Here is a 13,162-nt window from a genome sequence, read left to right as displayed (position 1 = left end):
ATTGAGATGGCTGGTTCTACATTAACGGTTAAAGACTTACACGTATCAATTGACGGTAAAGAAATTTTAAAAGGTGTAAACCTTGAAGTAAAAGGTGGAGAAATCCACGCAATTATGGGACCTAACGGAACAGGTAAATCAACTTTATCTTCTGCAATTATGGGTCACCCAAAGTATGAAGTAACAGAAGGTAGCATCATCATTGACGGTGAAGATGTATTAGAAATGGAAGTAGACGAGCGCGCACAAGCAGGTCTATTCTTAGCAATGCAATATCCAAGTGAAATTAGCGGAGTTACAAACGCTGACTTCTTACGTTCTGCGATTAACGCACGTCGTGAAGAAGGCGATGAAATTTCTCTTATGAAATTTATCCGTACGTTAGATAAAAACATGGAATTCCTAGAAATGGATCCAGAAATGGCACAACGTTACTTAAATGAAGGTTTCTCTGGCGGTGAGAAAAAACGTAATGAGATTCTTCAATTAATGATGATTGAGCCAAAAATTGCAATCTTAGACGAAATCGACTCTGGTCTTGATATCGATGCGTTAAAAGTTGTATCTAAAGGAATTAACCAAATGCGCGGCGAAGAGTTCGGTTGCCTAATGATTACGCATTACCAACGTTTATTAAACTACATCACTCCAGACTTCGTTCACGTTATGATGAACGGTCGTATCGTTAAATCTGGTGGCCCTGAGCTTGCACAACGTCTAGAAGCTGAAGGTTACGACTGGATTAAAAAAGAATTAGGTATTGAAGACGAAACAGCAGAGCAAGAAGCGTAAGAGAGGAGCATAAACATGACAATCGGTACATTACCTTTCGATCAAGAAACAATCCGTCAGCGCGCTAGCGAAGTAAACGAAGCTGCTTGGTTGACTGAGTTCCGCTTACAAGCTCTTGCACAAGCAACAGAACTTCCAATGCCAACGCCTGATAAAACGAAAATTGAAAAATGGGACTTTATCGGAAAAGGCGACGCTGCTAAGCAAGAGCCTGTAAGTTCTTTAACAGAGCTTCCAGAAGCAGTGAAAAACTTAATCGATGAAAATAACAGCGTATTAGTACAACGTACTGGTACAACTGCGTTCGTTTCTTTAGCAGACGAAGCAAAAGAAAAAGGTGTTATTTTTACAGACATCGTAACAGCTGCAACAGAGCATGCTGAACTATTACAAAAGTATTTAATGAAAGACGGCGTGAAAGTAGACGAGCATCGTCTAACTGCACTTCATGCTGTATTAATCAACGGCGGTGCATTCGTATATGTTCCGAAAAACGTTGTTCTTGAAACTCCACTTCAAGCTGTATTCTTAGTAGACGGCGAAGAAGCTAACGTATATAACCACGTATTATTCGTAGCTGATGCGAACAGTACTGCAACTTATGTAGAAAACTATGTTGCAAATGAAAATGCTAAAGGTATTGCAAATATCGTAGCAGAAGTAATCGTGGAACAAGGCGCACAAGTGAAATTCGGTGCGGTTGATTTATTAGCAAAAGACGTAACAACTTACGTTAACCGCCGCGGCATTGTAGGGCGCGACGGCCGCATTGATTGGGCTCTAGGCCTTATGAATGACGGAAACACAATCTCAGAGAACGTTACGAACTTAATGGGCGACGGTTCATATGCTGATACGAAAACAGTAACAATTGGCCGTGGTAACCAAACACAAAACTTTACAACTAAAGTTGTTCACTTCGGTAAACACTCTGAAGGTTGGATTTTAAAACACGGTGTACAAAAAGATAGTGCAACATCTATCTTTAACGGAATTGGTAAGATTGAACACGGTGCATCTAAATCAAATGCACAACAATCTTCTCGCGTTCTTATGTTAGACGAGAAAGCTCGCGGAGATGCAAATCCAATTCTTTTAATTGACGAAGATGATGTAATGGCAGGTCACGCAGCTTCAGTAGGCCGCGTAGATCCGTACCAATTATACTACTTGATGAGCCGTGGTATTCCAAAACGCGAAGCAGAACGTTTAGTCATCCATGGATTCTTAGCACCTGTAGTAAATGAGCTTCCAATTGAAGGAGTAAAAGCACAGCTTGTTGAGGTAATTGAAAGGAAAGTTCGCTAATGAATATTCATGAAATACGCAAACAGTTTCCAATTCTTGATCAAAAAGTGAACGGCAAACAACTTGTTTATTTCGATAGTGCAGCAACTTCTCAAAAACCAATTCAAGTCATTGAAACGTTAGAACGTTACTATAAAGAATATAATTCTAACGTGCATCGTGGTGTTCATACGCTCGGTACGAAAGCTACCGACGCGTATGAAGGTGCACGTGAGAAAGTTCGTAAGTTTATTAACGCAAAATCAATGGAAGAGATTATTTTCACGCGCGGAACGACAACTGCATTAAATACAGTAGCAGCTAGCTATGGTCTTGAAAATGTAAAAGAAGGCGATGAAATCGTTATTTCTTACATGGAACACCATAGTAACATCATTCCGTGGCAACAAGTTGCGAAGAAAACTGGCGCAACTTTGAAATACCTTCCGCTTCAACTAGACGGTACAATTTCTTTAGAAGATGTTCGTCAAACTGTTACACCGAATACAAAAATCGTTTCTATTATGCACGTGTCAAACGTACTTGGAACGATTAACCCTGTAAAAGAAATCGGAGCAATCGCACATGAAAACGGTGCAATCATGATCGTTGATGGAGCACAAAGTGCACCTCATATGAAAGTGGATGTACAAGATTTAAACTGTGATTTCTACGCATTATCTGCTCATAAGATGTGCGGACCAACAGGTGTCGGCGTATTATATGGTAAGAAAGAATTGCTAAACAATATGGAACCAATTGAATTTGGTGGTGAAATGATTGATTTCGTAGACTTACAAGAATCTACGTGGAAAGAGCTTCCGTGGAAGTTCGAAGCAGGTACACCGATTATCGGTAATGCAATCGGACTTGGTGCGGCAATTGATTTCCTAGAAGAAATCGGTCTTCATAATATTGAAAAGCATGAACATGAATTAGCGCAATACGCTTTAGAAAGACTATCAGAAGTAGATGGCGTTACAATTTATGGTCCAAAGCATCGCGCTGGCCTAGTTACATTTAATATTGAAGACGTACATCCTCATGATGTAGCAACAGTATTAGATGTGGAAGGCATTGCAGTTCGCGCAGGACATCACTGTGCACAACCGCTTATGAAGTGGCTAAAAGCTTCTTCAACAGCACGTGCAAGCTTCTATTTATATAATACAAAAGAAGAAATTGATACATTTGTTGAATTGCTAATCAAGACAAAGGAGTATTTCACAAATGTCATTTAATAATTTAGATACGTTATATCGTCAAGTTATTATGGATCATTACAAAAATCCTCGTAACCATGGCGTGTTAGAAGATAGTGTTACCGTTAACTTGAACAATCCAACTTGCGGCGATCGTATTCAACTTACGATGAAAGTAGAAGAAGGTATTGTGCAAGAAGCGAAGTTTGAAGGAGAAGGATGTTCCATCTCAATGTCTTCAGCTTCAATGATGACACAAGCAGTAAAAGGTAAGAAAATTGAAGAGGCACTTCAGCTTTCTAAAATTTTCTCTGATATGATGCTAGGAAAAGAGTACGATGACAGCATCGATTTAGGAGATATTGAAGCATTACAAGGCGTATGCAAGTTCCCTGCACGTATTAAATGTGCAACATTAGCGTGGAAAGCGTTAGAAAAGGGCTTAAACGAAGATAAGTAATGTTAAAGGTTCCTAAAAACGAGGTTATCTAAGGAGGGACACACCAACATGGCGAAGCAACTGCCAGATATCGGCGATTACAAATATGGTTTCAAAGACAAAGACGTTTCGATTTTCCGTGCTGGACGCGGTTTAACAAAAGAAATCGTTGAAGAGATTTCACGTATGAAAGAAGAACCACAGTGGATGTTAGACTTCCGTTTAAAATCACTGGATAAGTTCTATGAAATGCCAATGCCACAATGGGGCGGCGACTTAAATGACTTAGATTTCGATGAAATTACGTACTACGTAAAACCATCTGAGAAATCTGAGAAGTCTTGGGATGAAGTACCTGATGAAATTAAAGCGACATTTGATAAATTAGGTATTCCTGAAGCTGAGCAAAAATATTTAGCTGGTGTATCTGCACAGTACGAATCTGAAGTTGTATACCACAACATGAAAGAAGACCTAGAAGCTCTAGGAATCGTCTTCAAAGATACAGATAGCGCATTAAAAGAGAACGAAGATATTTTCCGTGAGCATTTCGGAAAAGTAATCCCACCAACAGACAACAAATTCTCTGCATTAAACTCTGCAGTTTGGTCTGGTGGATCATTCATCTACGTTCCAAAAGGTATTAAAGTTGATACACCACTTCAAGCGTATTTCCGTATTAACTCTGAAAATATGGGACAATTCGAGCGTACGCTTATCATCGTAGACGAAGGCGCACACGTACACTACGTAGAAGGTTGTACAGCACCTGTTTACACGACTAACTCACTTCACAGTGCGGTAGTAGAAATCATCATTAAGAAGGATGCATATTGCCGTTATACAACAATCCAAAACTGGGCGAACAACGTATACAACCTAGTTACAAAACGTGCGGTTTGTGAAGAAAACGCAACAATGGAATGGATTGACGGTAACATCGGATCTAAATTAACGATGAAATACCCAGCAGTTATCTTAAAAGGCGAAGGCGCTCGTGGTTTAACGTTATCTATCGCGATTGCTGGTAAAGGCCAACACCAAGATGCTGGTGCGAAAATGATTCACTTAGCACCAAACACTTCTTCAACAATCGTTTCTAAATCGATTGCGAAGCATGGTGGTAAAGTAACTTACCGTGGTATCGTACACTTCGGACCAAAAGCGAAAAACTCTCGCTCTAACATCGAGTGTGACACGTTAATCATGGATAACCAATCTACATCTGATACAATTCCTTACAACGAAATCAAAAACGATTACGTTTCACTTGAGCACGAAGCGAAAGTATCGAAAGTATCAGAAGAACAATTATTCTACCTAATGAGCCGCGGTATTTCTGAGCAAGAAGCTACAGAAATGATCGTAATGGGCTTCATCGAGCCATTCACTCGCGAACTTCCAATGGAATACGCAGTTGAAATGAACCGTCTAATCAAGTTTGAGATGGAAGGTTCTATTGGTTAAATAGAAACGCGGAGCCGACTGTTCAGCCCCGTTGGCTAAGGTTCTTAGACATGAGGGTCTAGGAGGCGAAGCTGGATAATATATGTATGAAGAAAGCGTCCTGCTGTGCAGGGCGCTTTCTGTTTTGCGGATTTGTCTGGGCTTGGTAGAAGATACCCGGGTGGGTGTTCGGCTAAATATATCAACGATTTTTCAAATATATCGATCATAAATGGGAATATATCAACGATTATTTTAATATATCAACGTTTCGACAAGGAATATCGATTTGTCGACAAAGTAAGACAAAAGAAAACCCTCACATACCCCAAACATTTTATAAGAACAGAGAACGACTAGATTTAAGACAAAGATACTGACAAATCCACTTGAACAACCCCCCCACTGAATTCTCTATTAAAATTTTTGAAAAATCCCCAACTTCACCATCTAAAATCCTTTCACACCAACTAGAAAAAACAAAAGTTTCCATATTAAAAAGACAATCTTTTGCTTTTTCTCATAATGCGAGTACAATGTAAAATAGCAAGAAAAGACGAAAAGTATTTACAGGATTATTGCGTACGTATAGCGTAAATGGCAGTAAGGAATTGAGAGGAGGTTTTTTCTCTGAATATAAATAAAGAAACAATCATCCATCTTTATCATACAAACGATATACATAGTCATTTTGAAAATTGGCCGCAAATTTCTCGGTTTGTACAAGGGGAGAAAAAGCGAAGACAGGAAGCGGGAGAGACTGTTTTAACTGTGGATATTGGCGATCATGTGGATCGTTTTCATAGTATTTCGGAGGCGACAAATGGGCTTGGAAATACGAAGCTTTTAAATGAGGCGTTATATGATTATGTAACGATCGGAAATAATGAAGGAATTACGTTAGCGAAGGAGCATTTGAATCGTCTATATGATGATGCTGGATTTGAGGTGCTCGTCGCGAATTTATTTGAAAAAGAAGGTATACGTCCAGCATGGGCAAAGCCTTATAAATTACATACAACGACAGATGGGATTACAATTGCTTTTATCGGGTTAACGGTAGCTTATCCAGAGTTTTATCATATGCTCGATTGGCATATTGAAGATCCGCTTATCCATTTAGAGTCTATTTTAGAAGAAGTGCGAGATGAGGCTCATATTACAGTTGTCCTTTCGCATCTTGGAAAAAGTATGGATGAGTATATGGCGGAGCATTATGATATAGATGTTATTTTAGGTGCACATACGCACCATTTATTTGAGCGTGGCGTTCTTATGAATAATACGTTACTTTGTTGTTGTGAAAAGTGGGGACGTTACGTTGGGCATGTTCAGCTTACTGTGGATAAAGCGACGAAGAAGCTGTTGGAAAAGGACGGTAGAGCGATTAAGACAGAACGTTTAGGTGCTTATAGCAAACCGTTATCCACAATTGAAGTGTTGCAGGAAGAAAGTAAACAGATTATGGCCGAGCCTGTCGTTCATTTAAAGGAAGCGTTACCGGTCGATTGGTTTCAGGAGACATCATTTTCGCACATGTTAGCAAATGCGCTGAAAACGTGGTGTGGTGCAGAGATTGGAATGGTGAACGCTGGTGTGCTATTAGAGGGATTAAATGAAGGTGTTGTGACGCGCGGAGATATTCACAGAATTTGTCCACATCCCATTAATCCATGTTTATTAAAAGTACCAGGGAAAACGTTACGAGAAGTTATTTTGAAAGCGCGCCGTCCGAATATGGAGAACCTTGAGGTAAAAGGATTTGGATTTCGTGGAAAAGTGATGGGGAAAATGATTTACGCTGGTGTCGAAGTCATTCCGGATACGATTCCTGGGAATAAAATTTTACTCGAAGATGTATTGATTAACGGAGAATCGCTGGAATTAGATCGTATATATACGGTAGGAACGATTGATATGTTTACATTCGGATACTTATACCCAGAGCTATCCACACTTTCTGACAAACAATATTATATGCCAGAGTTACTCAGAGATGTGTTAACAGACGTGTTGATAACTCATACATCTTCCGTCAAACTATAGGCTAGTTAACTTGTAACACTCATTTTTCTCTTGTCATACAGATAAGAAAGAGAGGAGTGTGAACTATGGTTAATGTGGAGCCAATTATAATCGATAATTATACGTTTATTGCGGTTAGCGTCAAACTTCCAAAGACAAATTTGCTAGCTGTAATGAGCGATAAAGGATATATTATGTGCGGTGCATTAGATGTAGGTCTTTTAAATGAGAAGTTAGGTGATCGAGGTATTATTGCTGGCCGCGCGGTTGGTGTAAGAACGATTGAACAACTTCTTGAAGCACCGCTAGAATCAGTAACGATTGAAGCCGAAGCTTTAGGTATTACGGCTGGCACAATCGGAAAAGAAGCATTATTAAAAATGAGATAAGCATATATCGTCCCTCCTTCTTGCATAGAAATGATATAAGAAGGAGGTTTTTTTATGAGTATATTTCGTTCGAAAAACTCGCGGTTTCGAAGGGGGCCTATTTCCTTTCGGTACATACTGCTTATGTCGTTTATTCTTTTTGTTATATTACTCGTGCAAGGATTATGGATTGTGAATAGTAGCATTCAGCCGACGTTACTTAAATATGGAGAAGTAGAGACGCATAAAATGGCGACAGCGATTATGACGAAGGCGGTAAAAGATAGAATTAATGAAGGATTCGATGTGGATTCATTAATGAAAGTACAAAATGATAAAAACGGGAAAGTATCCACAATTAATTTAAATACGAAGCAAGTAAATGAAATCGTAACATCAACGACCACATACATAGAAAAATATTTACAGCAAGTAGAACAAGGTGATTTGAAGGGACTAGGTATTTCTGAAAAAAATGGAGCAACGATGGCAGTTCCTTTTGGTCGTGTAACGGATAATGCACTTCTTGGAAATATAGGACCCGATATTCCAATTGATTTCACGACGATTGGTCATGTGAATACGGATATTAAACAAAAAATTGAACCGCACGGGATCAATACGACAGCGATTCAAATTATTATGGAGATGGAAGTCACGTTGCAAGTAATTATTCCATTTCATACGAAAGAAATAAAAGTAAAACAAGATGTTCCGATTGCAACGCGCATTGTTCAAGGGGAAGTGCCTACGTATTATGGAAGCGGGAGTGTTGTTGTACCTGATAAAAAGAAAACGGATAGTTAGCCGAATTTAAAAAATAACCGTAGCAATATGCTACGGTTATCGTTTTGTATTTGCTCGTTCTTTTCGTTCCCACAAGCTTAAATGCATGTATGGATCGAAGGCCCATTCTGTATAGCCATTGTCTTTATACATGCCAAAATGTAAGTGGGGCGGAAATTTTCCGGCTGTACCAGGAGGTCCATAACCGGTGCTACCAACAAATCCGATTACTTTTCCTGGCTCAACAATTTGTCCAAGCTGTATTTCTTTTGAGAACCCGCCTAAATGAGCGTAATAATGGTAATTGTTATGAAGGTCGCGAATACCAATGCGCCATCCACCAAGGCGGTTCCAACCTTTCGTTTCAATAATGCCATAGCAAGTCGATCTTACTGGCACGCCATATCCGGCAAAAATATCAGTTCCTTCATGAATTCTTCTTCCGCCAAAACTTCTGCCAGCACCAAAAGTACTACGGTAGCTATGGTCACTGCGAATTGGGAGAGGAAAAGCATTTCCTTCTAAATTAATACGTCCATAATGTTTATAAATTCGGGCGTATTCGGTAATTAAATCAACTGTTTTCGCACGTCTATAATATTCCCAAAGCATAATGTTAATACGTTCTTCTGACGTTCCTTGTTTCTTTAAAATAGTTGCTGCGGTATGCAGAAGATCACGGTCGTTATTTGCATTTGCAAATCCATCTTTGTCACCATCTAAACCCATTCCGCCAAATAAAGAAATTGTATGGGGGAGAGTATCGTTACTATTAACAGGTCCAGCCCAAATTTCTGGTTTGAAATAAAGGGAAATGATGGCATCTGGTTTTTTCGGAATATCTTTTCTTACGCTCCGTATATTTCTTTCATATTGATCCATTGCAGCTAAGTAATACCATGGAATGCCTGAAGATTGCTCGGTTTCTTTATATAGTGCCATGCGCTTTTCGTATATGCTTTGCTGATTATCTTCACCGTAAGCGATGTTTTGGTGGAGAAGAAAACAAATAGAAAGCAAAAGAGAAATTTTTCGAAGCATGAAATAGACTCCTTTCACAACATCACTCTTTTTAGTGTGGGATATACGGAGCATTTCATTATAGGGAACGATTGGAAAAAATCTTAGAATCTTCATTTGAGCAAATCGCTTTCATACGTTAGAATAGATATGTTACATTGAAAGAAGCGAACACGGTAAACTATTTCATATTGTGCGGAGTTGATAACCATGACAAAACAAACAGAATATAAGCGCAAGCCCGAATGGTTGAAAATTAAGTTAAACACGAATGAAAACTATACAGGCTTAAAGAAAATGATGCGTTCTAAAAATCTTCATACCGTTTGTGAAGAGGCAAAATGTCCGAATATTCATGAATGCTGGGCTGTAAGAAAAACAGCAACATTTATGATTTTAGGTGCGGTTTGTACACGTGCTTGTCGTTTTTGTGCGGTTAAAACAGGCTTACCAACTGAGCTTGATTTACAAGAACCAGAACGCGTAGCAGATTCAGTAGTACAAATGGGCTTAAAGCACGTTGTTATAACAGCGGTTGCACGTGATGATTTAAAGGACGGCGGAGCAGCTGTTTTTGCTGAAACAGTACGAGCTGTACGTCGTAAAAACCCATTCACGTCTATTGAAGTATTACCATCTGATATGGCTGGGGTAGAAGAAAACTTAAAAATGTTAATGGATGCAAAACCAGATATTTTAAACCATAACATTGAAACAGTACGTCGATTATCTAACCGAGTTCGCGCTAGAGCAAAGTATGACCGTTCATTAGAGTTTTTACGTCGAGCAAAAGAAATGCAGCCTGATATTCCAACTAAATCGAGCATTATGGTTGGTTTAGGTGAAACAAGAGAAGATTTAATTGAAGCAATGGATGACTTACGTGCAAACAATGTAGATATTTTAACTCTTGGACAATACCTACAACCATCTAAGAAGCATTTACCAGTTCTTAAATATTACCCACCAGCAGAATTTGCAGAGCTTAAAGAAATTGCACTTAGCAAAGGATTTAGCCACTGTGAAGCTGGCCCACTTGTACGTTCTTCTTATCATGCGGACGAGCAAGTACGTTCTGCAAAAGAGAAAACAGCAGAAGCGAAATAGCGAAAAAAGAGAGCTAATTATTAGCTCTCTTTTTGTTTGTACTCTAAAACAGTATTTGGGCATGTGAATACAATCTTTTTTAATTCCTCTGTGGATAATTCAATTGTAAATTCGGGTACACCAGGTGTAATTAAAATTTTATCGTACGTATAAATGGAACTGTCCACAATAATCGTTACATCTTGTGAATAACCGAAAGGAGCTACGCATCCTGGCGTGCAACCAGTTTTTTCTCGTAACTCATGTGGAGAGCAGAGTGATAAGCTTTCTCCCGTAATTTCTTTCATTTCTCCTCGGTCGAGCCGAGTACCCTCTAACGTAAAAAATACGAAATAATTTCCGGATTTTGACTTTAAAAATAAACTTTTACTTGGAGTACCTTGCAAACCAAGTCTTTCACGAACGATACGATCTGTCTCATAATCGAGTACTGGCTCGTGTTCAAACTTCTCATAAGAAATATTTGTTTTATGTAGTAAAGAAAGTACATCTTCATACATGTGGAATGATACCCCTCTCTAATGTTAATACAGTCTCTTCTCGTGGCGTCAACTGAGTGTTTTGGAAAGGGATACTACTTGGACGATGCTTCCCATAATCGTTTTATGATACTTTGTTCATCGATTGTAATTTCGTAAACATCAGGATTCGTTAAAGTTCTCCATTCATTAAAGCCGATCGTATAATCAAAGTGCTTTAAAATGAGTGTAAGTAAGTTTCCATGTGTAACGATTAGTGTTGTAGTATGGTTTAATTTTAAAACGTCTTGGATAAGCGATATAGCACGGTCCGTCGCTTGTTTTGTTGACTCTCCGCCTGAAAAGGCAATATCTATGTTTGTAAAAGTAGATTCTAGTTTTGGCATCCAATCATCCATCGGAACGCTGCTTAATATACGTTCAGCTAAACGTTCATCCTCTTCGATAGATAGGTTAGCTTGGAGCGCATAGGGCCGAATAGAATCGATAGCTCGGACAAATGGGCTCGAAATAATATGATCTATTTGTAGCTGATTTTCTAAGAGGAATGTAGCAAGGGTGTTAGCTTGATCTTTTCCGGCAGTCGTTAACTCGGCATCACGTTTTTGTCCAGTTGCGGAACAATGTCGTATGACAATAATTTTCTTCATAATTCATCCCCATCTTTCAAGTTGACGCTATATACTTCGACAAATGTGGGAAAAATTCCTTTTTCTTGGAAACGGAATAGTGATCTAAGTATGTGGAAAAGTAATGTGGATAATAAAGTGAAACTTTAATCAGTGGGGGGATTTATCCACTGATTATTAGCCTTCACCAATCGGACAGTTACTGCCCGCAAATAGCGGGGGAGAAAATTGAGGTGCAATTATGAAAAAAATAATATGCATTGTAGTCAGTATTTGTTGTTGCATCCAATTGTCCACAACATATGCACAATCAAATCAAAAATTAGAATACCCGAGCAATCTAACTAAAACATTTGTGAATGAAAATGTGTTTTATGAACAATTAGATAAGAAAATCTATAAAGAGTACAAACATGCAGCATATAGTGTTCGTAAAAAAATCTCATTTAAAGAAGTGGCCGATGAGGAAATTATTTTTAGGCAAAAAACAGCTGTCGGCTGTCGCAGTAGAGTGGTGCTTCAAGATTCGTTTATTCATCCTGATCGCCAAGTATACTTTTTCGCTTCCTTTTCTCAAAATGAAGTAGAGGAGTTGCATAAGTATATCGTTATAGATGCAGAAACAAAGAGGGAGCTGCGAGGAGGAAAAAGCTATCATCGTTGCGACAATCCATAAAAAATAACCCACCAACTGGTGGGTTATTTTTTACTCCGGCACACTCATTAATTTCTCTTTCATTTTGCGAATCACAACGAGAGCACAAATTGTTAGTAGAAGAGTAATCCCTTCTGCAACAAAGATGTTGATCGTTTTTGTTTGGTAAAGTGCTGCGAAAAAGTCTACAAATGCGTGGAATAATATAGCATATACAAGGAAGATGTACTTCTTTTGTTTTACTGCGTATAAGACAAGCATTGTAAAGGCAATTTGCAATACGAGTGCCATAATTCTTTCTACGCTACCAAGGAAGTAAAAATAGGCAGGCTGCTCGATTAACATGTCCTTTACAAGATTTAATTGAGGTAGTTTTTCTGCCATTTGAGCGAAGCTACCATCGTTAATAGCATTTGCGAATATAAGAGTTTGCAATGCAGAGAATCCGCCAACTAAAATAGATTCTATCCCGCCGTGACCAATTCCGTAAGCAAAGCCATCTTTATATTCTAGATATTTTTTTAGTAGGAAGAAGAAGGCAACGAAGCGTCCTAATTCTTCAAAAATACCAGCAGTTAGCCCGCCATAAAGTGCAAAGACAAATGGATTTTCTAAAAATGGAGCGATTGCTGGATTACCGCGCATAAATAGGTGAAATGGTGTTTCGAGAATTTGGGTAAATCCGATAAAGATAAGAACACCAACTCCGACCACTTTCCAATTAATATTATATTTTTTACGGAAATAAACGAGTACAATGATTGGGACCAGAACCGAAACAACGAGTTGCATGATGATGCTGGCAATTACAGTATTTGAAACCATACTTTCACCGCTTTCTAATATATGTACATATCTATTATGCATGAAATATGGGAGAGATGAAACTTTTAGAGATAAATTGAAACTTTAATCAATGGGAGTGTT

Annotated in this window: 14 protein-coding genes; 10 read left to right on the top strand and 4 right to left on the bottom strand. The window is 38.7% G+C overall.

Annotation, left to right across the window (positions count from 1 at the left end; all coding sequences use genetic code 11):
• The first annotated feature begins 6 nt into the window (after window positions 1-6).
• The 8 genes from sufC (at window position 7) to yunB (ending at window position 8,366) form a co-directional block, all read left to right on the top strand.
• Window positions 7-792: a Fe-S cluster assembly ATPase SufC gene (gene sufC / locus JDS95_RS22855; RefSeq protein ID WP_000929162.1), complete on the top strand. Its 786-nt coding sequence runs from the start codon at window positions 7-9 to the stop codon at window positions 790-792.
• A 15-nt stretch (window positions 793-807) separates the two neighbouring features.
• A complete protein-coding gene (gene sufD / locus JDS95_RS22850) occupies window positions 808-2,100 on the top strand; it encodes a Fe-S cluster assembly protein SufD (RefSeq protein WP_199690807.1) in 1,293 nt (430 codons plus the stop codon).
• Window positions 2,100-3,320 (top strand): cysteine desulfurase SufS, encoded by a 1,221-nt coding sequence (gene sufS / locus JDS95_RS22845; RefSeq protein WP_199690806.1) that lies wholly within the window; start codon window positions 2,100-2,102, stop codon window positions 3,318-3,320. Before sufD ends, sufS begins: the two co-directional genes overlap by 1 nt.
• Window positions 3,310-3,741, top strand: coding sequence for a Fe-S cluster assembly sulfur transfer protein SufU (sufU, locus tag JDS95_RS22840; RefSeq protein WP_000009523.1), 432 nt, complete (start codon window positions 3,310-3,312; stop codon window positions 3,739-3,741). Before sufS ends, sufU begins: the two co-directional genes overlap by 11 nt.
• A 48-nt stretch (window positions 3,742-3,789) precedes the next feature.
• The gene (sufB, locus tag JDS95_RS22835; protein WP_001118824.1) at window positions 3,790-5,187 is read left to right on the top strand and encodes a Fe-S cluster assembly protein SufB; all 1,398 of its coding nucleotides are present in this window, start codon (window positions 3,790-3,792) and stop codon (window positions 5,185-5,187) included.
• A 609-nt stretch (window positions 5,188-5,796) separates the two neighbouring features.
• Window positions 5,797-7,212, top strand: a complete 1,416-nt coding sequence (locus tag JDS95_RS22830) for a bifunctional metallophosphatase/5'-nucleotidase (RefSeq protein ID WP_206773905.1) — start codon at window positions 5,797-5,799, stop codon at window positions 7,210-7,212.
• A 65-nt stretch (window positions 7,213-7,277) separates the two neighbouring features.
• Window positions 7,278-7,580 (top strand): YunC family protein, encoded by a 303-nt coding sequence (locus JDS95_RS22825; protein ID WP_000248463.1) that lies wholly within the window; start codon window positions 7,278-7,280, stop codon window positions 7,578-7,580.
• A 54-nt stretch (window positions 7,581-7,634) separates the two neighbouring features.
• Complete coding sequence (gene yunB / locus JDS95_RS22820; RefSeq protein ID WP_001974325.1) at window positions 7,635-8,366, top strand: sporulation protein YunB; 732 nt, start codon at window positions 7,635-7,637, stop codon at window positions 8,364-8,366.
• A 36-nt stretch (window positions 8,367-8,402) separates the two neighbouring features.
• Here the strand turns inward: yunB and JDS95_RS22815 are convergent, their stop codons facing one another.
• Entirely contained in the window at window positions 8,403-9,386 is a 984-nt protein-coding gene (locus JDS95_RS22815) for a M23 family metallopeptidase (protein ID WP_000944683.1), read from the bottom strand.
• A 189-nt stretch (window positions 9,387-9,575) separates the two neighbouring features.
• On the opposite strand from JDS95_RS22815, the gene lipA reads away from it, so the two are divergent.
• Window positions 9,576-10,472 carry a lipoyl synthase gene (gene lipA, locus JDS95_RS22810; protein WP_000166368.1) on the top strand — a complete coding sequence of 299 codons (897 nt, stop codon included), beginning with the start codon at window positions 9,576-9,578 and terminating at the stop codon, window positions 10,470-10,472.
• A gap of 20 nt (window positions 10,473-10,492) precedes the next feature.
• On the opposite strand, the gene JDS95_RS22805 is transcribed toward lipA, so the two are convergent.
• Together JDS95_RS22805 and JDS95_RS22800 are read right to left on the bottom strand one after the other, a co-directional pair.
• Window positions 10,493-10,972 carry a YbaK/EbsC family protein gene (locus JDS95_RS22805; protein ID WP_000272759.1) on the bottom strand — a complete coding sequence of 160 codons (480 nt, stop codon included), beginning with the start codon at window positions 10,970-10,972 and terminating at the stop codon, window positions 10,493-10,495.
• 74 nt (window positions 10,973-11,046) lie between these two features.
• Window positions 11,047-11,601 carry a histidine phosphatase family protein gene (locus JDS95_RS22800; protein ID WP_085451234.1) on the bottom strand — a complete coding sequence of 185 codons (555 nt, stop codon included), beginning with the start codon at window positions 11,599-11,601 and terminating at the stop codon, window positions 11,047-11,049.
• 220 nt (window positions 11,602-11,821) lie between these two features.
• Between JDS95_RS22800 and JDS95_RS22795 the strand changes: the two genes are divergently transcribed.
• A complete protein-coding gene (locus JDS95_RS22795; protein WP_000719923.1) occupies window positions 11,822-12,256 on the top strand; it encodes a hypothetical protein in 435 nt (144 codons plus the stop codon).
• Window positions 12,257-12,286: 30 nt separating this feature from the next.
• Here the strand turns inward: JDS95_RS22795 and JDS95_RS22790 are convergent, their stop codons facing one another.
• On the bottom strand, window positions 12,287-13,102 hold the full coding sequence (locus JDS95_RS22790; RefSeq protein ID WP_002045642.1) for a YhfC family intramembrane metalloprotease: 816 nt from the start codon (window positions 13,100-13,102) through the stop codon (window positions 12,287-12,289).
• Between the last annotated feature and the right edge of the window lie 60 nt (window positions 13,103-13,162).

The sequence above is a fragment of the Bacillus cereus group sp. N24 genome (assembly GCF_016483345.1).
Taxonomy (GTDB): Bacteria; Bacillota; Bacilli; order Bacillales; family Bacillaceae_G; genus Bacillus_A; species Bacillus_A toyonensis.
The sequence above is the reverse complement of the archived record's forward strand: the minus strand, read 5'-3'. Positions and strand labels throughout refer to the sequence as shown.